Below are 23,500 nucleotides of genomic sequence, written 5' to 3' on the forward strand. Positions count from 1 at the left end.
CCTTCACCTCTTGAGCTCAACACCGATAGCCCTCCTGACTATCTCGCGGAGGGCCTCTTCACCGAACTTAGAGCCGGACCTGTCCGGCACCTGAAGGATGATTGGAATCGTAACGTCCGGAATTTCAATCCTCTGGGCGAACCTCTCGGTTATGAGTATGATTCCCACGTCGCCCCTCTCAACGAGCTCCTTAAGCTTGTTCCTAAGCCTCTCCATCTCAAGGGGGCTATCCTCAAAGGCGTAAACCTCGTGAGCACCGGCGAGCTTGAAGCCCAGAGCGGTGTCCCTGTCGCCGAGCACGGCTATCTTCATGCCACCTCACCCGCGAGCTCCTTTATCCTCTCGGGCTCAACGCCGTTCTCTATCAGCTTGGCTATTGCCCTCAGCTTCCTGATTTCCCTCTCCTTCCTGAGGACGTAGCTCAGTGGCGTTGCTATGCTGAGCGGGTAGAAGCGTTCGAGCTCCGAAATCCTCTCGATTATGTGGTCGTTGAGTGCCTTCTCAAGGACGCTAAGGTCGTTCTCGATTTCCTCCCTGACGTCCCTGATTACCGGGCCGTACTTGGTCGAGTCGAGCTCGGCCAAGGCCATGTCGAAAGAGTCAACGTGCAGGAGCGGGTCAAGCTTGACGGTTCCGCCCGGAATCAGCATCGGCTTTATCTCTTCCGCCGAGAGACCGGCCTTCTTTGCCCTGAGCGCGGTAAGGATGTTGACCCTGTCTATCGAGAGCCTCACGAACTCCTCTAAGATAATCCTCTCGTCGTCCTTCCTTGAGAGGGCATAGCTCAGCAGTTTTCCGTAGTGCATCCTGTAGAGCTCGGTCTCGAAGCGGGTAACGTCTATCTCGCCGAGCAGGAGCTTCTGGTAAACCTCCTCGTATGGGGTTCCCTCGAGGATTACGAGGATTTCTTCGAGGGTCTTCGCCTCGGCCATGGCCTTGACCTTGGGGAGCATCGTTCCGAGCTCGACGACGTAGTCACCCGCCGGCTCTCCGACGAGCTTGGCCTTGACGACGTTGGCTATGTTCCTGACGTCCCAGCCCTCGAGGAGGAGCTCGAAGAAGCCCCTTGAGCGCTTGGGGAGTATCTTGAACATGAGTCCGTAGGTTCCAGCCAGGGCCTTCTCGAGGGCCTTCTCAACCTCCTCAACGGTGTAGCTCGAAACGTCTCCGAAATAGTCCTTGTAGTCCGTATCCTCAAGGTTCACGACGAAGTTCTGGAGGGTTCTGCTTTCAGCTAACTCGTTGAACTTCTGCTCGGTAAGGAGCTTCGCGTCCATCGCCTTGATTCTGGCGTTTGGATAGGAGTAAGGCGTGTACTTCCAGATTATCCTGGCGGTCTTGTAGCCCACCCACGTGAAAACCACTGCAATCGTGGTGTTGAGGATTCCCGTTACTGCCTCCATCTCAATCACCCGAAGAGGGCCTTGGCAATGGTAGCCCTCAACTCGCTCTCAAAGCGCTCTATCCTGGCCTCGAAGGTGTTGTCAACCCTAACCGTTCCGTCGGAGCTCTCCACGAGGATTCCGCCGATGGTCTGAATCGGCTCACCGACGGTGACCTCGACGTCCTTCCCGAGGGCTTCCTTGAGCTTCTCCCTGAACTCGGCCAGTCTCTCAACGATGAGCTTGAGGGTCCTCTCGTTGGAGCGGACGACGACCTTATCGGTTCCGAGCTCCTCAACGGCCTTGACGGTGAGTTCAACGAGCATCGGGAAGTACTCATCCTCGGGAAGGTTCGCGAGCCTCTCCTTGAGGGACTCGATGACCTGCCTTATGAGCTCCTCCTGAACGGCGAGCTTCTTCTTCCTGACCTCGAGCTTGGCGTTGGCTATTATCCTCTGCCTCTCTATCTCGGCCTGGGTCTTGGCCTTTCGGAGTATCCACTCGGCCTTGGCCTCTGCCCTCTTCCTGGCCTCTTCTTTGAGCTTCTCCGCTTCCTTCTGGGCCTCGCTGAGTATGTACTGTATCTTCTGCTCGGCCTCCCTGTTTATCTCCTGAATTATCAGTTCAGCCCCTTCCATCTTCAATCCTCCTCAAGCTGTAAAAAGGAGAGGGTTCAGAGACCGACGCCGGTGGCAATCATGATGAGCGCACCGACGAGACCGAAGATGGCCATGGTCTCGGCCATAGCGGCGAAGATGATGCCCTGGGTGAAGGTCTTCGGGTTCTTGGCAACGGCACCGATTCCAGCGCTCGCGATGATACCCTGCGGTATGGCGGAGAGGCCGGTGAGGCCGACGGTAAGGCCGGCACCGAAGAGTATGGCGCTCTTAACTATGTTGTCGGTGGTGGGCTGGGCGAACTTGAAGCCGCCGCCTATGATTCCCGCGCTGAGCAGGATGAGGAACAGCGTAATGAGACCGTAGATACTCTGGGTCATCGGCAGACCTTCGAGTATCAGCGCGTTCTTGAAGTTCTTCTCGTCCTCTGCAACGACTCCTGCAGCCGCGGCACCTGCTATACCAACACCGAAGGCCGAGGCGGCACCCGCTATTCCGCTCGCGAGCGCCGCACCGAGGGCAACGTAAACTATCGGGTCCATCCTTCATGCACCTCCATCAGCTTTCAACTCGAGTTTCGAAACCTCCCTCTTGGACTTGAACGGGGTGAAGGGCTTTCCATCGCCCGAGTAAAAGGTTCCGAAGAACTCAACGTACTGGAGACGGAGCGAGTGAACGAACGCTCCGAGGGCGTTTATGGCGGTCGAAAACAGCTGACCGCCGATGAAGATAATCAAACCGATGATAATTCCGAGCGGAACGACGCTTATCTTGATTCCCCAGACCATTGCGGCGAGGACGTTGACGACCATCGCTATTCCGCTGGTTGCCAGTGCAAGGGCCATGAGCCTTGCGTAGCTGAGCCAAGTTCCCACGAAGCCGAAGAAGTCCGAGATTATCATCAGCGCCGCGAGTCCGCCGTTGGCAACTATCTCGCCGACCGCGAAGAGGACTATGCCGATTCCGAAGAGCGCCTTGGCCGGTAGCATCAGCGAGGCGTTCTTGGTCGCGAAGAGGACTATGCTGAGTATTATGAGCATCCAGGGGAGCTGTTCCAGCAGAGCACCCTTCCTGTCGCCGTTCTTCCACTTGACGATGAAGCCTATGGTGTAGCCGGTGAAGAGGTGCGCGAGACCTATGGCGAGTGCGAGCATCAGGACGAACATCGGGTCCTTCAAAGCGTCCGCTATGCGCGGGAAGTGCGCGTTCGGGTTGCCCGTGACGTACTGGAGGACTATGTCGCCGGCGTTGCCAAAGTAGCTGCCGAAGAGGATTCCCATAAGCATTGTGAAGAAAGAACTGACGAGCAGTGTATATGCGAACTTGTAGGTCCCGTCGTTGAACTTCTTGTGGCCCTTGACGAGCAGTGCCGCGACGATGCCGACGATGAGACCGTAGAAGAAGTCCGTGAGCATGAAGCCGAAGAAGAACGAGTACGTGAAGGCTATTATCGGCGTCGGGTCTATCTCGTCGTACCTCGGAACGCCGTACATCTCGGTGAGCATCTCGAAGGGTCTCGCCCAGCCGGGGTTCTTGAGCTTAATCGGAATCTCCTCGATTTCCTCCTTGCTCGGCTCGCGGACGTTTATGTAGGCCTTTCCGTTGGTGACCTTCTTTATACCCTCGAGGACCTTCGGAACGTCGACCCTCGGGAGCCAGCCGGTTAGGGCGAAGGTCATGTTCGTCCTCGCGAGCATCGGGAGAACTGAGGCCTTATCGCGCTCGTTCTCCATGAGCTCCTGGTAGAAGACGACGTCGTCGTAGTACTTCTCGGCGAGCTTTTCGGCTTCTTTCTTCGTCTCCTCGAGTTCCTCAAGCTTGGCGTCGAGCTTCCTCCTGTACTCCTTGATGAGCTCGTCGGGCGTTCCATCCCCCTCGGGAACCTCGAGCCTCTCGAAGGAGTGCTTGGCAAGGACGGAATTGACCTTGTCGTGGTCCTTCGAGAGGTTGGCTATCGCCAGGAGAACCTTGTCGCCGAGTTCCTTGGTCACGACGGCAACCTTGCCCTCCGTTATTTTCTTGAGGTCCTCGATGAGGGCCCCGAGCTTGACCCTCTCAACGGAACCGACGGAAACCTCGACGAGACCGCCGTGCCTGAGGTATTGAACGGGGAGCTTGAAGACGGACAGAAGTTCGAGGGTGGCTATAGCTTCCTTAATCCTCTCAATCTCGGTCTGAAGCGAGCTGAGCTTCCCCTCAATGGCCTTTATCTCGGGCTCAGCCTTCGAGAGGAAGTCCTCAACGTCCTTGATGAGCTTCTCGATGCCCTCGTAGCGGTAGGTTTTCTTCGGCTTCTCTTTCGGGAAGAAGAGCTCCTTTATCCCTCCGCCCTGGGCCTTCTTGTGGGCCTTAAGAAAGTCGGCGAGCCTTGAGATGGTTATGCTGTAGGAAGCGGCCTTTCGGTGGTACTCGTTTGGGGTGTCCTTCTGGGCTATCCTGACGTTGAGCTCCCTGAGCTCAACCGCACCAACTTCGTGGAGGTACGTGAGGAGTGCATCCTTGTAGCGGTTGAGCGTTATAACGTCGAGCTTGACCATTTCCTCGGGCCTAAACATCTCAGCCCCCTCTCACGAGCTCTATTGCCTGGGTGATGGCGCTCTCGAAGTTGGCCTCGGCCTTCGAGCGAAGGGCATCAATTTCCCTCTCACCCTCTTGGAGGATTTTCTTAGCCTCGACCTCACCCTCCTCCCTCGCCTTCTGAACGAGGGCATCGGCCTCCACCTGAGCCTTGGAGAGGATTTCCTCCTCTATGGACTTGGCCTCTTCTTTGGCCTTTGCAATTATCTCCTTTGCCTCTTCCTTTGCTCGTTCGATACGCTCCTCTGCGTCTTTTTCTGCATCAACAATCCGCTTGATGACGTCCTCCATGAGCCGCCCCTCCGGTGACCCTGAAAACAGTTGAGCTTTTCGCCACCTTTGGCTTCCCTAATTGGTTTAAATAGTTTATGGTTTTGAGGGACAGAAATGAAAAAATGATTAAAAATGTACATCAAATTCCGGTCGCTTTTTATGCTACCTCTTCCTTTCCAAAAGTTCTTTCACTTCCTTGAGGACCGAGTTCTTGGCGAAGACGATTACCTGACCCCTCTCCGGCAACTTCGTATCGCCGGATGGGATGATAAGGTTGCCCTTCTCGTCGTAAACCGCTATGATGAGAGCGTCCTTGGGGAGGTTGAGTTCCTTGACGAGCTTTCCGGCTATCTCGCTGTTCTCGTCGATGTTAAAGCGGACTATCTCAGCCCCTTCCTTTGGGAAGAGAACGCGGTCAAACCCAGGTGTGACGATGTTCCTGCTTATGTACTCCGCCGCTATTTCCTCGGGCGAAATCACGAAGTCGAAGTACTTCTTGAGGTCGCCCACCTCCTCGAAGATTTTCCTGTTCTTGGGGTTGCTTATCCTCAGAGAGGTCTTGACGTTGGGGTTGAGGTTCTTCGCCAGTATGCACGCCAGTAAATTCGCGTCGTCCTTGCCCGTTAAAGCCGCGAAGGCATCGGCCTGCTTTATGTTTGCTTCTTCCAGCGTCTTCGGGTCGGTCGCGTCGCCCTCTATAACGAGGCCGTTTATCTGCATCGACAGTTCCTTCGCTCGTTTTCTGTCCATCTCTATTATGGTGACGTCGTGGCCGTCCTCCTCGAGCATCTTGGCGACGAGGTAGCCAACCCTGCCGGCACCCATTATTATGACGTACATCAGTCCTCACCGATTAGGTACTTGGCTATCTCGGCGTAGGCCGGTCTCGTGACGAATATTCCAATGAGGACACCGATGATGGTCGTCACGGCGAAGCCTTGAGCGTCCCGACGAAGTAAACCAGCAGGAAGCTCATGGCTTTGCTATCGTCGTTGCAGCCGAGGCAAATATGATGAAGAACGCCCTTCCAATCCTCTTGAGAGTGCTCGAACGTCTGGCAATCCTACTCGATTTTTCACCGCCGAGGAGCTCGTCGGTTATGACTATCTGCTGGTCCACTCCAGTACCGATGGCCGCAATAATACCTGCGATACTGGGCAGGTCAAGGTTCCACCTTATCAAAGCGGCGATTCCGAGGATTATGGTGACCTCGAAGAGGCTCGTGCTGGCAACGGGTATGGCTATCTTCCAGTTCCTGTAGTGGAGGTAAACCAGCAGGAGGACGGCTATCAGGGCACCTATTCCCGCGTAGAGTGCCTGGGTCTTGAAGCTCTCACCCAGCTTGGGCGATATGAACTGCATTCCGATGACCTTGAGCTTGACCGGGAGCGAACCGCTCTTCAGGACGGTGTAGACCGTCTTGGCCTCCTGCTCGGCCTGAAGTCTGTTGGCGGCATGACCGGTTATCTGGACGTCCGTCTGGGGTTCTCCGTTCGCGAGACCTTCACCGAGCGAGTACGGCCCATAGAGACCGAGGACGCTCTTAACGAGGGCCGTGTCAGTGACGCCCGCCTGCCTCGGAATGTAGCGAACGCTCACGTTCATGGACTTGAGCTGGTTCACGAGGTCCTCCCCTACCGCGACGAGGACGATTGGCTTTCCATCGGCGAGCTTCTTGAGCTCGGCCGCGCTCTGGTTGGTGTAGGCCACAGTGGTTATGTTGAAGGCCTTGTGGATTCTAACTATGAGGTAGGGCGCATCTGGTGCCTGGGCGTTGAAGGCCGTGCTGTTCATTAGGTCGTACATGCTCTTTGGGACCACCAGGAGAGAGTTCGTTGGGGGGTCGAGGAACATGTCAACCGGCCAGCCGGCCTTTCCCTTGGCCAGCTTCGCGAACTTCTCGGCGGCACTCTTGGTTATCCTGAACGGAACTGACCAGCTGTTGTCGGGTTTTATCTGGTAGGGACCCACGTAGGTTATGTCCTTGCCGGTTCCAAAGATTACACCGTCGAACTCCATGTAGAAAACACCCTGGCTCTCGATGACCTTCTTGAGCTGGTTCGCCTCTTCCGCACTCGTGACGTTTGCCACCTTGACGACGACTATGTCGTTGCCCTGGCCCTGAACCTGAACGTCCCTCAGACCGAAGGTGTTCAAACGCTTCTGAAGGGAATCAACGACGAGCTCCATAGTCTTGGAATTGACGGGATGCTCGGTCTGGGCTATGAGTGCGACTCCGCCGGATATGTCGATTCCAAAGGTCAGGGGACGCATCGCGAGGGTTGCTATCGAGCCCGCGAGGAATAGTATGAGAAGGATTATCCTCCAGTTGAGGAGCAACTTCTTAAGCTTCCTGTTCATGCCTTAACCCCCCTTGTCGAGAGATACCACCTGAGAACGCCGGCGTTGAACATCCAGGTGTTCATGAAGTCCGCGAGGAGACCGAAGATGAGGACTATGGCTATGTTGTCTATCGTCGGCGACGTTGAGATGAGCCAGAGCATGAAGAGCGCTCCCAGCGTTGTGGTGCTCATCGTGAAACCCGTTGAAACCGCGCTTAGATAGGCCTCCTCTATCGTGTCTTCCTTCCTCCTCGTAAGTCTCGTGGTCAGCAGAATGTTGCTATCGACGGTGTAACCTATGAGCATCAGCAGAGCCGCTATCGTCGCCGTTGTAAGCTGAATTCTAAAGATTCCCATCACCGCGACCGCTATGACCATGTCCGAGAGGGCCGAGAAGATTATGGCCATTGACGATATCGGGTTCCTGAAGAACAGGAACACAACGACCGCCATCGCGAGGAAGGCAAAGGCTATAGCCTTGATTCCCTGCTTCTTGGCGAGTTCTCCGAACGTCGGAAGGACCTCGCTGTGGGTGTATTCAGCGTTTGGATACTTCTCCTTAAGCAGGTTGATAATCTTAACCGGGTCGACTCCGGCGGGAGCGTAAACGCGGATTCCCTTGGCACCCTCAACGCTCGTGAAGCTCTCGACCGTAACCTCAACGCCGAGGTCCTTGCTGAGCCACTTCTCAACCTGGTCGGGGTTGGCGTTTATGCCGTAGCCGGTGACGACGACACCGCCCTTAAGGTCTATTCCAAGGGGCGGAAAGTGCACCGCCAGGAGCAACAGGGCAACTATGAACACGACGAGCGGGTAGATTATCATCTTCTTCGGTTCCATCTCGGCCAAAAATCTTAGTTTGTTCCGTTTCTTTGCCCGGAAGTCGTTCGTAGCCCCGGGCTTTTTAGCCTTCTTCTTGGCCATACGTTCACCCCTGGGAGTTTTTAATCTCGACTTGTGGTTAATTTGACGGGGGAGTTTTAAGATTAGTGGTTCCCTGGATGGAGTTGAGCACCACTCATCAGGAAAGTTTAAACGGCAGAAGAGGGCTTAACAATCATTTTGGCCAAGAGTAACAGGATTTTCTAAAAACTGCCAGAAACTTTCAGTTTAAATCAATAAAGCTCCGCTCCAGTTAGTTCAGAACTGAAACGGTCCGCTCATTCCCGTTCACTTCCGGGATTAACTTTAAAAAGGGAGCGCACTACCCACCCCTCAGGTGAGAAGCCATGAGCGAGATAGAGACCATTGGCTTTCACTACGTTGTTGAAGCCGCCGGGTGCGACCCAGGGATACTCGGTGACGCTGACAAGATAAGACAGATATTCCTCGAGGCGGCAAAGGTCGGCAACATGGAGGTCAAGTCAAGCTACTTCTTCAAGTTCTCACCGACCGGCGTCAGTGGCGTCGTCATCGTCGCGGAGAGCCACATCTCAATCCATACCTGGCCGGAGAAGGGCTACGCAGCCCTGGACGTTTACACCTGCGGGACCAAGGCCGAGCCCGAGAAGGCCGTCGACTACATCCTCGACAAGCTCAAGGCCAAGTACGCCCACGTCTCCGAGATAAAGAGGGGCATTGAAGAGGACGACGACACCTTCACCCACATGATAATGACTTGGGAAGAGGCCCTCAGAAAGAATGGAAAGGGATAAGTCACAGCAGTTTCTCTATTTCTCTTATCCTTTCGAGTGCATCGCCCAGAACCCTTCTGACGTTTTCAAGCTTCGCCTGGAGCTCGCGGTTCTGCTCCTCAAGCTTTTCGACCTGCTCCCGGAGCTCGTTGAGCTTTGCCCGGAGCTCCTCCTTCTCGCGCTTGAGCTTCTCATACTCCTCCATGGCAACGAGCTGACCACCCTTGGCGAGGACTTCAACGTTCCTGACGAGCTCGTCGAGCTTGCCCTGCTTTATGAGTTCATAAGTTTCTCTGACGAGCTGGCCGGCCTTGGTCTCACCCTTGAGGTGCTTCCTTATGGTCGCCTCCGTCCTGCCGAGCTCTTCAGCGATTTCCCTGACGGTCATACCAGCCTTCTCCCTCGCTATCGCTCCGGCGGCAACGGCGAGGCTGTCGACCCAGGTGAGCCTCTCGGCTGGATCCTTGATGAGCTCTATGACCTCGGGCCTGAAGAGCGTCGCGAAGAGCAGTATGCTCTCGAGCCTGTGTATCTCCTCTCTTCCAATCGGGTTCAGCGGAACCTCCACACATCTCACCCCCTTCCAGTTTTCACTCAACCTCAACGATGGTCTTCCTCTTCAGCACCTTGTCCGGGTAAACCACGATTCCCCTGTCGGTTATCTCGAACGGGTGCCTCCTCATGCTGTGGCTCGTTCCGCGCATCTTCCAGACTATCAGCGAGCGCTTGAGCTCACCGTCAATCTCGTCAAGGTCGAGCCTGATTATGCCGTCAACGCCGTGCTCAACGCCGGGTCCGCCGAATCCGCGCTCGCCGACGCTTATCTGGCTAACGAGTATGCTCGTAACCCCGAGACCCGCTAAAACGCGCTTGAGTTGCATGACGATGCTCCTTGCCATCGCCGGCTTGTTGATGTAGAGCGTTGTAACCGAGTCAATGACGACGCGCTTGGCCCCGAGGTCCTTCACGGCCGTCCTGAGGACGTCTATGAACTCCCTGATGTCGGTCAGGTCGTGGACGATGTACTTCTCGTACTCCTTGCTCTTGCCGATTCCAGCGGTGAAGGCGTCCACCATCGCGAAAAGGCCCTCTTCCTCGTACTTTCTGACGTCCCAGCCAAACTGGGCCATGTTCTGCCTCACCTGAACCGGGTGCTCCTCGAGGGCAACGTAAATGCCAGGCTCGCCCATCTGGAGTCCGTTCCATATGAACTGCTGGCTGAATATCGTCTTCCCCGTTCCCGGCCCACCGCTGAGCAGGACGACGTTCCTCTCGGGGATTCCACCGTGAAGGATTTCGTCCATGCCCGGAATGCCGGTCTTGACCTTCTTAATCATGAGCGTCACCCCCTTTAGTAACCTTTAGTTACCATTAGGCTCTACGCAAAAGGTCTTAAAAAGGTTACGTGCGGTTAGAAAATTCAACAAGGTTAGCCCCTCCTCCAGAGAAGGAGCGCAGCCAAAACCACGACCACGATGAGAAGCGCAGGGAGCACGGAAAAGCCTGCGCTTTTTGTCTCTGATGGTGTTTCAGCTCCAGAACTTTCGAAGGTGGGGGAAAAGGATGAGGTAGTACCCAGGGGAATTCCCGTTTCCGTGAGGGAGAGGTTTACTCTGACCGTTTTTCCAGGCTGAAGGGAAACCTGAAGGTAAGCACTCTCATATCCCTCCTTCTCCACCCTCACGCTGTAGTTTCCTGGCATCAGAGAGAGGTTGCATGGAGTGTGGCATGTTTTTCCGCCCACCGAGACCGTTGCACCAGGAGGAGATGTTACAACTTCGAGGATGGGTTTCCTGACTAATCTCAGGAAAAGGTGGGCCGAGGTATTGGGGGACAATGAGATGAGCGTGGAGTTGGGAAGATACCCAGTGAGCACGGCCGAAACGTTGTAGACACCCGCGGTTAAGTTCACTGAGCACGGGGAGGTACAGGTCCTGTTTCCGACGCGAACGAGAGCACCAGGAGGAGAAGTGCTCACGTTGAGTCTGGCCGGCAGGGGGCTGAGGGTCAGGTTCAGCGAGGCGCTTCCGTTGGCCGGAACCGTCACGTTCTTCACAACGCCGCCGTAGCCCCGAAGGGAAGCGCTGACCGTGTAGGTGCCCGCAGGAAGGATGAGTCTGAGCGGGCTTTTCCCTGAGAAAACCTTCCGGTTCCCCGCAAAAATCGCCAGACTTGCGTTGGAGGGCCTCGTCGAGACCTCAAGGGTTCCGGCCTCAGGATGAACCGAAACCGCCCGCGACAGCAGGGAGAGGTCGGCGAAGACCGTGACGTTTCCCCCAGCGGAAACCACGATGCCGGAGACAAACGGATAGCCGTTGGCACCAAGGGAGATGTTGTACGAATTCAGCAGGGGAGTAAAGGGGAGATAGAGCCTCATCGGGGTAAACCACTCCCCAAAAAGATGGAAGCCGTTGACGTAGACCGTGGCGTTGGCCGGCCTTGAGAGTATCCTCACTGGAACTGGGGTTACTGCGTTTTCAATGGGCTCCCTAGAACAGCCGCCGAAGGAACTCCAGCCGCTTTTACTCACCGAAATTTTGACGAGGCAGTACTTTGTGACTCCTGCGTATTCAGCGGCCACAGGAAGACCGCTTGGAAGGAGGAGGTAGTCCCTCACGCGGCACGATGCGAGGAGAACCGTTTCCATCGGGACCGGTTCTGATGGCCCCATCGCCGAGTTCGCACCTTCCCCTTCGGTCCAGTTGGGAGCTGACATGCACGGAGTTTCCTCGGATTCCGGGGTGGGGACTTCTCTTCCCCCTAAGAAAACGGTCGCGGTCGAGAACCCTCTCAGGGCCTCGTTCAGGAGTGACTCGTTCACCTCAACCACGAGGGGCGTACCGCCAACGCTCAGGTTGAAGACGAGGGTAACGTTCCCGATGGACAGCTCAGCCTGCCATCTGCCGCCGCTCAGGTTCAGCACGGTCGGAGCGGTCGCGTTTAAATCCCCAACCCTTACCCGTCCGCTGAACTCAAAGAGCACGGGCGTTGGGGACGCCAGCGGTACGAACAGCACGCTAAATAAGATTGAGAGCAGAAACAACTTCCCCAACGTCGCCATCTTGTTTCACCTTCCCCCCAGCTATAACAACCGCCCTGTCGGCGAACTCGACGAAGGGCTTCCATATGTGGGAGACCACAACGAGGGACAGGCCTTCCGAGGCAAACCGCCTCAGCAGACCGGCGATTTCAGGTATCGCGTCAAAGTCAAGGTTCGCGAGCGGCTCATCCAGCAGGACGAGCTCCGGCTCCCCGATGAATGCCGAGGCTAGGCTCAGGCGCTTCGCCATTCCGGCCGAGTAGGTTGAAATCCTCCTGTCGATAAAGCCTCCGAGGGAGAAGGCATCAACGACCTCCGAGATGGAGCCGCCGCGGATTTCGGCCAGGAACTCAAGCCACTCACGGCCCGTTCTATGTCTCGGCAGGGCCGGCGGGTCGAAGGAGACGCCGAACCTCGCCCTGACTTCTTCATCGGCCCACGGGTCGCCGCCGAACACCCTGACCGTCCCGGCCGTCGGCCTGTAGGTTCCGGCGCAGAGGTTAAGAAAAGTGCTCTTGCCCCCGCCGTTGGGCCCGAGGATTAGGGTTACGCCCCCGCCGATTTCAACGCTCACCGAGTCGAGCGCGGTTACGTGGCCGAAGCGCTTCGTGAGGTGCTTTGTGCGGATTATCATCTCCTCACCCCCAGGAGGGCAAAGAGGAGCGCAGAGGTGCCGCCCACGAGGTACTCAATTGAAAGGGCCCTAGAAGACGGGTAGCTCTCCCGACCCGAGATTGCCACGGAAGCCGGCACCTCAGAGGAGACCACGACGCAATAGGGGCCCGAGTGGTTGAACTTCACAACCTTTCTCCCGTAGCCAGAGAGCGTGGAGGAGTAAACGACCCGGTTCTCAACTGGGTCATAGAACGTCACGGAGTAGTTGCCCTGACCGTTCATGTTGAGGACGAGAACCCTCGCCGACGGGACGACCGCACAGGAGGTCCCAACCGCGAAGTCGGAGTAGGGCTTGGAGAGCTCGGCGTGCTGAACCGTGAGGGCCACCAGTGTGAAGACCGCGACGAGGAAGAGGATGAGCCTGATGAACCTCATCTGACGTCCCTCCTTTCCGCGAGGTAGAGGGTCATGGCGATGAGGAGGATGGGAAGAAGAACGCAGGAGAGGAAAGCGGACGAGAGGAGTTCCCCGAACCAGTGGGAAAGAGAGACGCTTGAAGTGTACGCGTGGAATATCGCCGAGTTTAGAACCGCCGGGGGCAGGGAAGAGACTCCGAACGAGTGGGGCAGATAGAGAACCGAGAGCCCGACCATCACCGAGACGAACGTGTTGGGGGAACCCATGGCAACAAAGGAGGAAACCGCGACCGCGTAGAGCACTGCTAAAGCCCAGTAGAGCATGTATAAGGGAAGGAGGCCCTTTGAGAGCAGAACCGTAAGAAGGAAGTTCCCGGTGTCGCCGAAGATGTAGATGACCGTCAGAAGGAACGGAAGGAAAGAGGCGACGAAGAGCATTACGAAAATCGCCAGAACCTTGGAGAGGACGAGCCTCTTCCTTCCCACGGGGAGGGAGTAGAGCGAGAGGGCGAAGCGAGTGTCCCTGTCGTTCCGCAGGACGAGCGACGCCAGGAGAACCGCCGTCAGCATGAAGGCGGTGTAAACTTCGTCCGAGAGAAGGGGAACGCTGACGCCCATAGTCCTGTAGGAGGAGGCCAAGAGGAGGCTCTCCTTGGGTGGGGACACCATAAAGTGATTTGAGACCCGAATTCCCTTAAGGAACAGGGAAGTTCCGATGAGAAGGAAGCCGAAGGCGAACGCGGCAAGGTTGAGCGGGTCCTCGAGCTCCCAGCGGAGAATCCTCATCCAATCCACCTCCTGAAGTCCCCGACACCGACCGCAAAGGCGAGGAGAACCGCGAGGACGAAGTAGTAAACGAAGGGGCTGCCCGGCGCCCTAAAGGAGCGCTCCCTCGGGAACTCCACGTTGGTCGCGTAGAGGTTCCAGCCCTGGAGCCAGCGCTTCCGGGAATTCTCGGCGAGGAGTTTGCGGAGGGCCCGCGAGGCGTTCACGTCCTCCATCGTGGAGCTAACCACGCCCATGAGAACGAGTTCGGGAGGGGTTGAGAACATGTCGGACGCTATCATCAGGCCGGTTGAGGGGTCGTAGAGGGCCGAGAAAGAAGTGCCCCCGGAGAAGCTGTAGTCCGGGCCGTGGAGGTTGAACCTAATCACGTCGGATTCGAGGTAGATGAAAGGTGGATGGAAGGTGCGCAGGTGCGTCAGGACTTCAAAGCCCCGGTAGCGGGAGTAGCTCAGGTTTTTAACCCTCATCACCCAGTCTCCCCCTTCCGGAACCGTGACGTTCAGGAGGATGGCACCGGGGCCTGGCGGATTGGAGGGGTCTACGAAGAAGCTCGGCCTGCCGACGGGCGTGCCGTTGCAAACGTACATGCCGGTTCTGAGGTCGAGGGTGAGAACCTCGGAAAGCACCAGAACGCTCGCGTTCGCGAGGTCGGGCCTTTCAATCGCCACGTCGTGGAGCTCAAGCCTGACAAGGATTTTGGCCGTGTCGTTCTCCACGGAGAGGACCCTGAAGGTGAGGTAGGAGGTTCCGGTCGGCCAGAGGGCGGTAACGTAGTTCTCATCCCGCGAGACGTGAAGGTAACGAGAAAGCGCCTCAAAGGAGCGCTCGTTGAGCATATCAATCTTAACCATAACGATGTTCGTCCCGAACCTCGCGTCCTTCGGGACGATGACCGCGTAGGTAACGTAGGTCCCGGGCTTGAGCCAGGCCGGGGTTGAAGCCGATACTGTAGTGGCCCCCAGATAAAAAATTAAAACCCAGAGGGCGAGCGTTATTTTACCCCGCACGCGGCGTCACCCAGGTCAGTGCTTGTAGAAGTGGGGGATTAACGCGAAAGCCTCCCCTGTATCGCCGTTATACCTCTCGTAGGGTATCCTTGTGAACGAAAAATTAGCCCCAGTGTATTCCTGCACCTTGGACCTGTCCACCTTGACGCCTGACCAGTACGCAACATGCTTCACGGTTGAAGTGTCGACGGTTATTCTTCCGTCGCAGATGTTCAGCCATCCAGAGACGCCAGCCCAGACCCACTCATCCTGACCCCAGGAGGGAGTGTCGGTGTCCTGGTCGTACATTCTCCAGCATCCAGACGATGGGATGAGGGCCTTTGAGGTCCACGCGGACACGCTAGCTATGGAAACCAAACCCACGAGACAGAAGAGCAAGCTTAGTTTTACGAGCTTTTTCGTACGTATCACCCCCATCAAAGGTTTTCATTATTACAATGTAGTTAAAATATATAAAGTTTTTCATTAAACAAAAATATTTTACTAAAGAGAGATACAAAAATGAGGTTACAAATTATTAATTATCGACAGAATCACCCACCAGCGTACTCAAAGGGCTTGGAACGCTGGAGTGGCGCCCAACACCAAAAAGAAACGATAAGGATGAGGGAACCTAAAACGACCGGCGGCTATGCCCTCGTTGTGACTGTTGGATAAACCAAACAACTTTTTCACTCTTTATTTCTCCTGCACAACCCACCCTAACTGGTTAAGGCAGGTTGTTATTCTACCTCTTCCGCCTCAAAAACTCTCCTATGTCGGTGACGTTCAGGATGAACTTCCTTCTGCTCTCAGGGGTTATCCTGCCAATGCCGAGGATAACCCCGTTCTCGTCGTAGATTACGAGCTTCTTCGTCCCCTGCCAGACGTACTTTCGCACACCACTCTTCGGAACGTCCTTGCCCGTGGTGAAGAGGAAGCCGGCCTTCGGACTGAGCACAGCGTAGTTCTTCTCGACATTCACGAAGTAGAAGAACTCGACGTTGGGGTAGAACTTTTCAACGAGGTTGTCAACCTTAATCGTGCCGACGAAGGTTCCGTAGGCGTAGGGTTTGACGGCCAGGCCTTCAAGCTCCCTCCAGACCCTCTCGTTGACGGCGTAAACGTCCCTGAACTTACCCTCAACGACGGCGAAGAAATGGTGCTTCAACTCTCCGTACTTCTCGGCCTCGCGAAGGATTAAGTCGTACTCCCATGCGGAGGCACGGCGGTAGCGGAGTTCCTGGCTCATGTCACTACCCTTGGCACGGAACTTAAAAGCTTAGCCCGTTCCGTTGGGAGGGCTGACGTTTTCTAGGTGGGCAACTATAACGGTCGCGTTCTCAGGAACGCTTTCGTTCATATGAATGTGGGCGTAGTAATCCTCAACAATCCACTGGGCGGTCAGGAAGCTCACCGCGCCCGAGAACAGCAGAATCAGGAGCGCCGAAACGATGAGCAGGGGCGAAACGTCCTCAAGGTTTTCCGTGCGGAGCAGGAGGAACAGGCCGAGGAGCGAGAGGAGTGCCCATGCAACGAAGAGAACCCGTAGGAGGGGAGTCTCACCGAATGGTTCACGGGAAACCGCCGTTGAACCAACCAGCCCGAGGGAGAAGTAAACGACACCGAGAACCCTTCCCCGGCCCGGCCTTGGGGTGAAACCAAGAAAATAGAGGGAGAAAGCCCCGAGGGCAAAGTACAGGAGAACCAGGAACGGAAGGAGCCACGCAACTTCACGAAACACCCGCTGGGGTAGGAGAACAGAAAACATTATCGAAGGAATCCCGTAGAAGACGAGGTTGAGAACGCCCTGAACGAGATAAATGCAAGTCAGCAGGAGGCCCTTCATAAGAGGTGTTAGGGAGAAGTTGTATATCTACTTTTCGAGCTCGTCGAGTAGCTTTGCAAAGCCGTCCATATCAGTCTTCTCGAACTCCCTCTCGAACTCAAGCCCGAGCTCCGCTATCTCCTCGGGCGTTATCGTCGTTTCTGGGTTTTCGGCGTTTATTCCGGGACAGCTCTCATCGTAGTAGAGCCACAGGGTTTCGCCTTTGTAATTGAACGGCTTCTCACCTTCGACGCCGAGCGGTTTTCTGGAGACCATAAATGGGTAGATACGGCAGATAATCGGCCTGACCTCGTGAATCCTGCACTTACCGGTTTCCGGGTCGTGGAAGACGCAACCCAAATCCCACTCCCGGACGGCGAGAACGAAGCGTATCCTGTCCCCCTCGACCGAGAACGTCACGAAGTCCTGGGGGTCGTTTCCGGCCTTGGCTATTCGCTCGACGTCTTTCAGAGTAAGGTAGACGTGCCTTCCCCGGCAACAGTCGAGGCAGTAGAGACAGCGGAAGCCGACCGGCTTAACAAAAGGTCTCGGTTTAAAGCGCATAGGGCCCCATTACTATAACGGCATAAAAACCCTTCGTTTTACTCCAAACGATTTTGAAGTTGCAGAAAGGTTTATATGTTCTCAATTTCCATTCCTTGTGGTGGTCTTTATGTACGCGATAGAGACAGAAAATCTGACCAAGGTCTACGATGGAACGGTCGCCGTGGACCACCTCAACCTCAGGGTCAAGAAGGGAACGGTCTATGGATTTTTGGGCCCCAACGGGGCTGGTAAAACGACGACAATCCTTATGCTCCTTGGGCTCGTGGAACCGACTGAAGGGACGGCGCGCGTCGCTGGAATCAACGTGATGGAAAAGCCCGTGGAAGTCAAGAGGATAACGGGCTTCATGCCGGCGGAGGGCGGCCTCTACCCGAACCTGAGCGCAATCGACAACCTCCTCTACTTCGCCAAGTTCTACAGAATGCCAAGGAACGAGGCGGAGAAGAGGGCGAGGGAGCTCCTCGAACTCGTCGGCCTGAAGGAAGTTGCGGACAGGAAGGTTGAGGGATTCTCGACCGGAATGAAGCAGAGACTCCTCCTCGCACAGGCCCTCCTCAACGACCCGGATATACTCTTCCTTGACGAGCCGACGAACGGCCTCGACCCGAGGGGGGCAGTTGAGCTCAGGGAGCTCGTGAGGAAGCTGAAGAAGGACGGCAAGACGATATTCTTCTCAAGCCACATACTCGCGGAGGTTGAGGAGGTCAGCGATGAAATCGGCATAATCTCCCAGGGAAAGCTCCTCATAAGCGGGAGCCAGGAGGAGATAAAGAGGAAGTTCATGGAAGGCAGGTACCTGATAACCGTTGAGACCAAGGAACCCCTCGAGATTGAGGGTCTCGAAACGGACGTGATAGAGTGGAGGAGGAGCGGGGACAGGAAACTGGTGGTGTACGCTGAAAGGGACATCAGGGAGGACCTCGTTAGGGAGCTGACGGGGAAGGGGTACACCGTCCTCGACGTCCACCTCCACGAGCCCAGCCTCGAGGAAATCTTCATGGAACTCGTCTACGGGAGGGGAGCGGAATGATTGGGGCGATAGCCGAGAAGGAGTTTAGGGACTACCTGACGAGCAGGCGCTTCCTGATTTTCTTCGGGTTCCTGCTCGTGGTGATGGTGCTGGCCCTCATCCAGGTTAAGCTCAACATAGAGGTCATAAGCCTGGGTGGAATGTCTTCCGGTGAGAGCACGCGCAAGGTCTACGAGGTGATGTTCGGCGTTACGTCGAACCTTCAGTTCGTCGGGGCAATCTTCGCGCTGGCCCTCGGCTTCGACGCCATAACGCGCGAGAGGGAGGACAGGACGCTCAAGGTCCTCATGAGCCACCCAGTTTTCAGGGACCAGGTAATCCTCGGCAAACTCCTTGGGGGTGCGATAACCCTCGCATTTGCCGTCCTCGTAACCGGCCTCGTCGTCACGGGAATGCTCGTATGGGCAGGCGTAACCATAGACAGCTACACGAGGCTGATAACGTACTTCCTGTTCGCTTACCTGTACCTGTTCCTGTTCTTCACCATGGCGGTGGCTTTTTCGGCGTACGCAAAGAAGAGCGGCAACGCCCTAATGTACTCCCTCGTAATGTTCCTGATATTCATAGTGGTCATAATGACGGTGGCCCCTGTGGTGGCGAGGGTCATCGTCGGACCGCAGCCCAAGATGCCGCCGGAGCTCCAAGCAATGTCCCAGAAGATACACTCCAGCAAGAACGTTACCCTGGCCGAGCTCAACAAGTACGAGAAGCTCATGGAGGAGTACGAGAACAAGACCATGGAATGGGGCAGGAGGTACTGGAAGACCGAGTACTACATAACCATGCTGTCACCCATGAACGACTTCGAGGTCATATCGGACTACGTCTTGGACCCGTACAAGGAGTCCAGCGAATCGTACTTCATCCCCCACTCACCAACGGAAGAGGCTCCAAAGTACAGCCTGAGCGAAAGCCTCTCCTTTGCGAAGAAGGAGATAATAACGCTGTTCGCCTACATAATCCTCTGGTTTGTGCTGGCGTACCTCGGGTTCGTGAGAGCTGAGATAAGGTGATTAACATGAGACGGGCCCTTGCAGGGCTTATACTCCTCCTTTTTCTTCCGGGCGTTCTGGCTGAGACGGTGGGAGTGACGCTCAGCATCGGCGAGACCGTGAAAGTAAACGGCATGAACGTCACGCTGGTGGACGTTTCCTCAAACGGAGGGGCGGCCGTTAGAATCAATGGAACTCTCTACGTGCTCTCCTTTGGGGACAACGTTACAATCAACAACCTCTCCATCGTCGTCGGGAGCGTGTTTCCCGACAGGGGCCAGGCCAGGCTGTTCTTCATAGGAAAACGGGTGAAGCTTACCGGAGGCGAGACCCACGTCGAGCTGAGCACCCAAATCCACGAGGTACTGCTGTCGCCAGGGGAAGAGGTGGGAATAGGACTGACCGTGAAGAACCTCGGAGAGTCCGGCTATGTCCCCCTTTCCGTTCAGGTCCCGGAGGGATGGACTGGAATCCTCAAATCCGGCAGCGTCAGCGTTCTCGGCCTCTACCTGAAGCACGGGGAGAGCTTTCCCCTGACCCTCGTCTTGAAGGCCGGAAGTACACCGGGAACTTACAGGATAAAAGTTGGGGCCGGAAACGCAAGCGTCACAATTCTGGCAGTCGTCCAGGGAAGACCCCTTCAAGCGTACGTTGATTGCCCGGGGAAGGAGGCCGTTGCAGGAACGAACGTCAGCTTCTCGCTTCACCTCTCTTCGTCAACCCCAACTGACGTCCCACTGAGCGCCCGGGCACCACCGGGATGGAGCGTCAGGTTCCTCGCGGGCGGCTCACCGGTTAGAATCGTCAGGGTGAGCGGGGAGAGAACAGTAACCGTTCTCGTGAGCATTCCGAGCAACGCGAGCGTAGGCGACCATCCCCTCAAGATACTCGCGGGAAACGAGAGCGTTTGGGTTCACGTCTACGTGACCGAGACCCACGCTGGGGAAAACGGCACGCTCGTCGTTAGGGTCGTGGACGAAAGCTCGGGCACCTACGTGGGAGGTGCCAAGGTCGAGCTGACCGGCGGCGGAATCTCCACCCGGGCCGTGACGCTTCCCGACGGAACCGCGGTCCTCCACGCGCCCGAGGGAGTTTACAAGCTCATCGTCTCCAAGGAGGCCTACAAAAAGGTCACCGAGACGGTAAAACTGAAGGCAGGAGAAAAAACGGAGGTCACGGTCAATCTGGAGAAGCTCCCGTACTACTTCGACGTCTTCGTGCCGGCACCCTCGAAGAGCGTCGTTCTCGGAGAGACGCTGACCTACGAGGTAATACTCAGGAACCTCGGAAAGGAGAGCGACAGCTACTCGTTAACGCTCCGCGTGCCCCCCAACTGGGGTGGAATGGTGGTAGAGAGTCCGGAGTCGAGGACGGGTATAAGCTCAACGTACGTAGATGCAGGCAAGGAGAAGAGACTGTATGTGATTCTAATACCTCCCGACACGGCAAAGCTCGGGAACTACACGGCGAACCTGACGATAAGGTCGCTGGGAAGCGACATGGAGAAGAAAGTCACGCTCAGAGCCCAGCTCATGGGGAGCTACGGGATAGCGATTGGCCTTGAGAGGTACAGCGTAAAGGTGAAGGCTGGAGGAGAGACGACGTTGAGCGTCAGAGTATACAACACAGGGACAAGCCCGCTGACCAACGTAAAACTCAAAGTCGATGCTCCACAGGGCTGGAACGTGCAGGTAACTCCCGAGCGTGTGGCCAGCGTGGAGAAAAACGGAGAGGTCACGTTCACGGTTAAGATAAACGTCCCTGGAAACGTCGATGCCGGCGACTACTTCATCACCCTCACCGCCGAAAGCGACCAGAAGAAAACTCAGGAGCAGGTCCGCGTTACCGTGACGAAGGGGAGCGGGGCCACTTACCTGGGCATCGGCATGATACTGGCCGCGCTTGTAATCCTGGCAGTAATCCTCAGGAAGTACGGAAGGCGCTGAAGCCTTTCCTTTTCTTTTTCGAGATTTTAGTAACTTCACTACAGAAAACTTTTTAAGCTGTTAAAGTTACTTTTTGTGAAAAAACTTGGGGGTGGTTCCATGGGATACGGTGAGCTCAAGAAGAACTGGGCCTGGTTGTTGGGCCTTGGAATAATCTTCGTGACCCTAGGATTCGCTGGGTTGCTCCTCCTGCCACTGGTGACGATAACGAGCGTTGCCATCTTCGGAGCCTTCATGCTCGTCGCCGGAGCGCTCCAGATTGCCCAGGGAATAGCGAAGGCCAGGGACTGGAAGAGCAGGGGCCTGCACATACTCATGGGTGTCATCTACGTCATAGGCGGTATAGCGACCCTTGAGAACCCCGTTCTCGCGACGACCGTACTGACGCTCGTCCTCGGGTTCTCGCTGATTGCAATAGGCGCGATAAGGATTGGAGTTGCCTTCCAGAACAAGGACGTGAGCCAGTGGGCGCTGATGACCCTCTCAGGAGTCCTGACGATATTCCTCGGTGCCCTGATAGTGCTCCAGTGGCCCTGGTCAAGCCTCTGGGCGATTGGACTGTTCGTATCGCTCGACCTCATAATGAGCGGCGCCAACTTCATCGCGATAGCGCTGGCGGCGAAGGCAGGAGGCGAACAAAGCGGGGTCTCGGCTTAAGTGTTCAGGTGCGCGTCGAACTCCATGCTCTTTTTATATTCGGCGTAGCCCCTATCGAGCCTCTTCGCGACGTAGGGCCCGTTCTTCCGGTAGCCGAACTTCCGGTAGTAGTTCCTGACGCCGACACCGCTGATAACGAGCATCTTCTTGACGTCGAACTCCTCGCGGGCGATTCTTTCAGCCTCGGCCAGAAGCTCCCTTCCGTAACCCCTGTGTTGCCATTCGTAGCGTGGCTTTCCTCCAATCGGCACGAGCGGGCCGTAAACGTGGAGCTCCCTGACTATAGCTGAAGGACAGCAGTTTATCTCCTTCCTGTGAGCTTTTTCGCTCGGAATCCTGAGGCGCAGGAAGCCTATCAGTATGTCGTTCTTGGTATCTTCAAAGCTCAGGAAAATCTCCCTTCCGCCAGATGCCTCGTAGTCCTCGCGGAGGAGCTTTATGTGCTCGACCTCCGGCTGGATTCCGAACTTCTCCATCATATGACCGACTTCTCTAAAGCGAATTTCCCTCGGCCTTATGCCCCTCTTGATAAGCTCGTTGAAGACAAGCTGTCCCAGATTGGAGTGCTTAACTCCATCAACGATGAGCTGAACCGGAATGTCGCGCTGGATTCTCATTACCCTGACCCACTTCGGGAAGAGCTTGTAGGCCTCGACGAGGAGCTCTACCGCTTCTTCCGTGCGGTAGGGACGGTATTTACCTTCCTTCCACCAGCGATAGAGGGGGGCGTCCTTAGTTACGAGCGTCGGGTAAACCTTGAGCATGTCGGGCCTGAAGCGGGAATCCTCGAAAATCGTCCTGAAGGTGTAAAGGTCGCGTTCGAAGTTGCTCCCTGGAAGACCGGGCATTATGTGGTAGTTGATTTTCAAGCCAGCGTCGCGGAGGAGTTGAGTGGCCTTCACTATCTCCTCGACGCCGTGACCGCGCTTGGTCCTCTCGTGGATGAAGTTGAAAACCGTCTGAACGCCCAGCTCAACGCGCGTCGTTCCGAGCTTGAGCATCCTGTCAATCTGCCTCTCGAAGGCCCAGTCGGGCCTTGTCTCTATCGTAAGGCCGACCATTCTGACCTTAGCTTTCTCGTTCTTCCTCTGCTCGTCTTCAAGATAGTAGTAGGGTTTGGAGTGGGTTTTGAGCCACGCCTCGCGGAACTTCGGGTCCTCCTCAAAAACGGACTCGTCCTTCTTCACTATCAGCCTAATCAGCTTCTCCTCGAGGTTCTCTATGTCTCTAAAGTGTGGAAAGTCGTTCATGGCCTTGAAGGCGCACTTGATGAACCACTCCTGGTAGTCCAGGTCAACCGCCGGAAAGGTCCCGCCCTGGATTATGACCTCGACCTTGTCAACGTCGTGGCCTATGTCGGTGAGCTGTTTAAGGCGGCGCATCATGATGATGTAGGGGTGATAAGCGCTCTGAATCGCCCTTAAAGCTGACGGCTCCCTTCCCGTGTAGCTCTGGGGGGAACCGACGCTCGGCCCGCCGGGACAGTAGATACACCTGCCATGGGGGCAGGGAAAGGGCTTCGTCATCATAGCAACAACAGCCACCCCGCTTATCGTCCTCGTTGGCTTTCTCTTCAGCAAGTCCCTGAACTCCTCGCGCCTCTCCTCGGGAATGGCCTTCAGGATGTCAGAATTGCCCGGAATCTTTGAGAGATGATACTTTCTCGCCACCTTAATCTTCCAGCGGTTGAGCTCGTCCCTGCTTTTAATCTCGCCCTCCATCACGAGTCTCGCCAGCTCGTTAACGGCCCTCTCAAACTCGTCCATAGCGACACCTCTCGCTCGATGTAGGGCGGGGTTTTAAAAGGGTTTG

General features: G+C 56.0%; 25 protein-coding genes and 1 pseudogene. 5 read left to right on the plus strand and 21 right to left on the minus strand.

Features of this window, described 5'->3' with window-relative positions; genetic code table 11:
* Positions 1-3 precede the first annotated feature (3 nt).
* The 9 genes and pseudogenes from ACYQ04_RS10070 to ACYQ04_RS10110 form a co-directional block, all read right to left on the minus strand.
* Entirely contained in the window at positions 4-312 is a 309-nt protein-coding gene (locus tag ACYQ04_RS10070) for a V-type ATP synthase subunit F (RefSeq protein ID WP_099209543.1), read from the minus strand.
* Positions 309-1,409: a V-type ATP synthase subunit C gene (locus ACYQ04_RS10075; RefSeq protein WP_460130164.1), complete on the minus strand. Its 1,101-nt coding sequence runs from the start codon at positions 1,407-1,409 to the stop codon at positions 309-311. Before ACYQ04_RS10075 ends, ACYQ04_RS10070 begins: the two co-directional genes overlap by 4 nt.
* Positions 1,409-2,020, minus strand: coding sequence for a V-type ATP synthase subunit E (locus tag ACYQ04_RS10080; RefSeq protein WP_167914235.1), 612 nt, complete (start codon positions 2,018-2,020; stop codon positions 1,409-1,411). The genes ACYQ04_RS10075 and ACYQ04_RS10080 overlap by 1 nt, the downstream gene beginning before the upstream one ends.
* A 35-nt stretch (positions 2,021-2,055) precedes the next feature.
* Positions 2,056-2,541, minus strand: coding sequence for a V-type ATP synthase subunit K (locus tag ACYQ04_RS10085; RefSeq protein ID WP_099209541.1), 486 nt, complete (start codon positions 2,539-2,541; stop codon positions 2,056-2,058).
* Positions 2,542-2,544: 3 nt separating this feature from the next.
* Complete coding sequence (locus ACYQ04_RS10090; RefSeq protein ID WP_460129241.1) at positions 2,545-4,554, minus strand: V-type ATP synthase subunit I; 2,010 nt, start codon at positions 4,552-4,554, stop codon at positions 2,545-2,547.
* A 1-nt stretch (position 4,555) separates the two neighbouring features.
* Positions 4,556-4,867: a V-type ATP synthase subunit H gene (locus ACYQ04_RS10095; protein WP_099209539.1), complete on the minus strand. Its 312-nt coding sequence runs from the start codon at positions 4,865-4,867 to the stop codon at positions 4,556-4,558.
* Between the two features lie 144 nt (positions 4,868-5,011).
* On the minus strand, positions 5,012-5,689 hold the full coding sequence (locus tag ACYQ04_RS10100; RefSeq protein WP_099209538.1) for a potassium channel family protein: 678 nt from the start codon (positions 5,687-5,689) through the stop codon (positions 5,012-5,014).
* Positions 5,689-7,210, minus strand: a pseudogene (locus tag ACYQ04_RS10105) (preprotein translocase subunit SecD). Before ACYQ04_RS10105 ends, ACYQ04_RS10100 begins: the two are co-directional and overlap by 1 nt.
* The gene (locus ACYQ04_RS10110) at positions 7,207-8,115 is read right to left on the minus strand and encodes a protein translocase subunit SecF (protein WP_460129244.1); all 909 of its coding nucleotides are present in this window, start codon (positions 8,113-8,115) and stop codon (positions 7,207-7,209) included. The pseudogene ACYQ04_RS10105 and the gene ACYQ04_RS10110 overlap by 4 nt, the downstream one beginning before the upstream one ends.
* A 305-nt stretch (positions 8,116-8,420) precedes the next feature.
* On the opposite strand from ACYQ04_RS10110, the gene speD reads away from it, so the two are divergent.
* On the plus strand, positions 8,421-8,846 hold the full coding sequence (gene speD / locus ACYQ04_RS10115) for an adenosylmethionine decarboxylase (protein WP_099209535.1): 426 nt from the start codon (positions 8,421-8,423) through the stop codon (positions 8,844-8,846).
* Position 8,847: 1 nt separating this feature from the next.
* Here speD and ACYQ04_RS10120 read toward each other — a convergent pair whose 3' ends face one another.
* From ACYQ04_RS10120 to ACYQ04_RS10170, 11 genes are all read right to left on the minus strand, one after another.
* Positions 8,848-9,393: a hypothetical protein gene (locus ACYQ04_RS10120; RefSeq protein ID WP_460129246.1), complete on the minus strand. Its 546-nt coding sequence runs from the start codon at positions 9,391-9,393 to the stop codon at positions 8,848-8,850.
* A 22-nt stretch (positions 9,394-9,415) separates the two neighbouring features.
* Positions 9,416-10,162, minus strand: a complete 747-nt coding sequence (locus ACYQ04_RS10125) for a KaiC domain-containing protein (RefSeq protein ID WP_460129248.1) — start codon at positions 10,160-10,162, stop codon at positions 9,416-9,418.
* A 92-nt stretch (positions 10,163-10,254) separates the two neighbouring features.
* Complete coding sequence (locus ACYQ04_RS10130; RefSeq protein WP_460129249.1) at positions 10,255-11,886, minus strand: PEGA domain-containing protein; 1,632 nt, start codon at positions 11,884-11,886, stop codon at positions 10,255-10,257.
* The gene (locus ACYQ04_RS10135) at positions 11,843-12,499 is read right to left on the minus strand and encodes an ABC transporter ATP-binding protein (protein WP_460129251.1); all 657 of its coding nucleotides are present in this window, start codon (positions 12,497-12,499) and stop codon (positions 11,843-11,845) included. The genes ACYQ04_RS10130 and ACYQ04_RS10135 overlap by 44 nt, the downstream gene beginning before the upstream one ends.
* On the minus strand, positions 12,496-12,915 hold the full coding sequence (locus ACYQ04_RS10140; RefSeq protein WP_460129253.1) for a hypothetical protein: 420 nt from the start codon (positions 12,913-12,915) through the stop codon (positions 12,496-12,498). The genes ACYQ04_RS10135 and ACYQ04_RS10140 overlap by 4 nt, the downstream gene beginning before the upstream one ends.
* Entirely contained in the window at positions 12,912-13,682 is a 771-nt protein-coding gene (locus ACYQ04_RS10145; protein WP_460129255.1) for an ABC transporter permease, read from the minus strand. The genes ACYQ04_RS10140 and ACYQ04_RS10145 overlap by 4 nt, the downstream gene beginning before the upstream one ends.
* Positions 13,679-14,689, minus strand: a complete 1,011-nt coding sequence (locus ACYQ04_RS10150) for a hypothetical protein (protein WP_460129257.1) — start codon at positions 14,687-14,689, stop codon at positions 13,679-13,681. Before ACYQ04_RS10150 ends, ACYQ04_RS10145 begins: the two co-directional genes overlap by 4 nt.
* A gap of 15 nt (positions 14,690-14,704) precedes the next feature.
* On the minus strand, positions 14,705-14,977 hold the full coding sequence (locus ACYQ04_RS10155) for a hypothetical protein (protein WP_460129259.1): 273 nt from the start codon (positions 14,975-14,977) through the stop codon (positions 14,705-14,707).
* Between the two features lie 439 nt (positions 14,978-15,416).
* Positions 15,417-15,920 (minus strand): PUA domain-containing protein, encoded by a 504-nt coding sequence (locus ACYQ04_RS10160; RefSeq protein ID WP_460129261.1) that lies wholly within the window; start codon positions 15,918-15,920, stop codon positions 15,417-15,419.
* Positions 15,921-15,950: 30 nt separating this feature from the next.
* A complete protein-coding gene (locus ACYQ04_RS10165) occupies positions 15,951-16,517 on the minus strand; it encodes a hypothetical protein (protein WP_460129263.1) in 567 nt (188 codons plus the stop codon).
* A gap of 27 nt (positions 16,518-16,544) precedes the next feature.
* Positions 16,545-17,060, minus strand: coding sequence for a YkgJ family cysteine cluster protein (locus ACYQ04_RS10170; RefSeq protein WP_460129265.1), 516 nt, complete (start codon positions 17,058-17,060; stop codon positions 16,545-16,547).
* A gap of 109 nt (positions 17,061-17,169) precedes the next feature.
* Here ACYQ04_RS10170 and ACYQ04_RS10175 point away from each other — a divergent pair, with 109 nt between their 5' ends.
* From ACYQ04_RS10175 to ACYQ04_RS10190, 4 genes are all read left to right on the plus strand, one after another.
* Positions 17,170-18,093: an ABC transporter ATP-binding protein gene (locus tag ACYQ04_RS10175; protein WP_460130166.1), complete on the plus strand. Its 924-nt coding sequence runs from the start codon at positions 17,170-17,172 to the stop codon at positions 18,091-18,093.
* A complete protein-coding gene (locus ACYQ04_RS10180; RefSeq protein WP_460129267.1) occupies positions 18,090-19,106 on the plus strand; it encodes an ABC transporter permease in 1,017 nt (338 codons plus the stop codon). Before ACYQ04_RS10175 ends, ACYQ04_RS10180 begins: the two co-directional genes overlap by 4 nt.
* A gap of 5 nt (positions 19,107-19,111) precedes the next feature.
* Positions 19,112-21,031 carry a COG1470 family protein gene (locus ACYQ04_RS10185; RefSeq protein WP_460129268.1) on the plus strand — a complete coding sequence of 640 codons (1,920 nt, stop codon included), beginning with the start codon at positions 19,112-19,114 and terminating at the stop codon, positions 21,029-21,031.
* A 99-nt stretch (positions 21,032-21,130) separates the two neighbouring features.
* Positions 21,131-21,688, plus strand: a complete 558-nt coding sequence (locus ACYQ04_RS10190) for an HdeD family acid-resistance protein (RefSeq protein ID WP_460129270.1) — start codon at positions 21,131-21,133, stop codon at positions 21,686-21,688.
* Here the strand turns inward: ACYQ04_RS10190 and ACYQ04_RS10195 are convergent.
* Positions 21,685-23,454, minus strand: a complete 1,770-nt coding sequence (locus ACYQ04_RS10195) for a tRNA uridine(34) 5-carboxymethylaminomethyl modification radical SAM/GNAT enzyme Elp3 (RefSeq protein ID WP_460129273.1) — start codon at positions 23,452-23,454, stop codon at positions 21,685-21,687. The two genes, ACYQ04_RS10190 and ACYQ04_RS10195, sit on opposite strands and share 4 nt — an antisense overlap.
* Positions 23,455-23,500 lie beyond the last annotated feature (46 nt).

The organism is Thermococcus prieurii (genome assembly GCF_054657655.1).

Bases quoted from the DNA above. Each gene is read 5' to 3' on its own strand.
- ACYQ04_RS10140 (WP_460129253.1), bottom strand. From the start codon at position 12,915: ATGAGGTTCATCAGGCTCATCCTCTTCCTCGTCGCGGTCTTCACACTG.
- ACYQ04_RS10155 (WP_460129259.1), bottom strand. From the start codon at position 14,977: ATGTACGACCAGGACACCGACACTCCCTCCTGGGGTCAGGATGAGTGG.
- ACYQ04_RS10180 (WP_460129267.1), top strand. From the start codon at position 18,090: ATGATTGGGGCGATAGCCGAGAAGGAGTTTAGGGACTACCTGACGAGC.
- ACYQ04_RS10090 (WP_460129241.1), bottom strand. From the start codon at position 4,554: ATGTTTAGGCCCGAGGAAATGGTCAAGCTCGACGTTATAACGCTCAAC.
- ACYQ04_RS10125 (WP_460129248.1), bottom strand. From the start codon at position 10,162: ATGATTAAGAAGGTCAAGACCGGCATTCCGGGCATGGACGAAATCCTT.
- ACYQ04_RS10145 (WP_460129255.1), bottom strand. From the start codon at position 13,682: ATGAGGATTCTCCGCTGGGAGCTCGAGGACCCGCTCAACCTTGCCGCG.
- ACYQ04_RS10135 (WP_460129251.1), bottom strand. From the start codon at position 12,499: ATGATAATCCGCACAAAGCACCTCACGAAGCGCTTCGGCCACGTAACC.
- ACYQ04_RS10170 (WP_460129265.1), bottom strand. From the start codon at position 17,060: ATGCGCTTTAAACCGAGACCTTTTGTTAAGCCGGTCGGCTTCCGCTGT.
- ACYQ04_RS10085 (WP_099209541.1), bottom strand. From the start codon at position 2,541: ATGGACCCGATAGTTTACGTTGCCCTCGGTGCGGCGCTCGCGAGCGGA.
- ACYQ04_RS10110 (WP_460129244.1), bottom strand. From the start codon at position 8,115: ATGGCCAAGAAGAAGGCTAAAAAGCCCGGGGCTACGAACGACTTCCGG.
- speD (WP_099209535.1), top strand. From the start codon at position 8,421: ATGAGCGAGATAGAGACCATTGGCTTTCACTACGTTGTTGAAGCCGCC.
- ACYQ04_RS10080 (WP_167914235.1), bottom strand. From the start codon at position 2,020: ATGGAAGGGGCTGAACTGATAATTCAGGAGATAAACAGGGAGGCCGAG.
- ACYQ04_RS10185 (WP_460129268.1), top strand. From the start codon at position 19,112: ATGAGACGGGCCCTTGCAGGGCTTATACTCCTCCTTTTTCTTCCGGGC.
- ACYQ04_RS10130 (WP_460129249.1), bottom strand. From the start codon at position 11,886: ATGGCGACGTTGGGGAAGTTGTTTCTGCTCTCAATCTTATTTAGCGTG.
- ACYQ04_RS10070 (WP_099209543.1), bottom strand. From the start codon at position 312: ATGAAGATAGCCGTGCTCGGCGACAGGGACACCGCTCTGGGCTTCAAG.
- ACYQ04_RS10195 (WP_460129273.1), bottom strand. From the start codon at position 23,454: ATGGACGAGTTTGAGAGGGCCGTTAACGAGCTGGCGAGACTCGTGATG.
- ACYQ04_RS10100 (WP_099209538.1), bottom strand. From the start codon at position 5,689: ATGTACGTCATAATAATGGGTGCCGGCAGGGTTGGCTACCTCGTCGCC.
- ACYQ04_RS10095 (WP_099209539.1), bottom strand. From the start codon at position 4,867: ATGGAGGACGTCATCAAGCGGATTGTTGATGCAGAAAAAGACGCAGAG.
- ACYQ04_RS10190 (WP_460129270.1), top strand. From the start codon at position 21,131: ATGGGATACGGTGAGCTCAAGAAGAACTGGGCCTGGTTGTTGGGCCTT.
- ACYQ04_RS10175 (WP_460130166.1), top strand. From the start codon at position 17,170: ATGTACGCGATAGAGACAGAAAATCTGACCAAGGTCTACGATGGAACG.
- ACYQ04_RS10160 (WP_460129261.1), bottom strand. From the start codon at position 15,920: ATGAGCCAGGAACTCCGCTACCGCCGTGCCTCCGCATGGGAGTACGAC.
- ACYQ04_RS10165 (WP_460129263.1), bottom strand. From the start codon at position 16,517: ATGAAGGGCCTCCTGCTGACTTGCATTTATCTCGTTCAGGGCGTTCTC.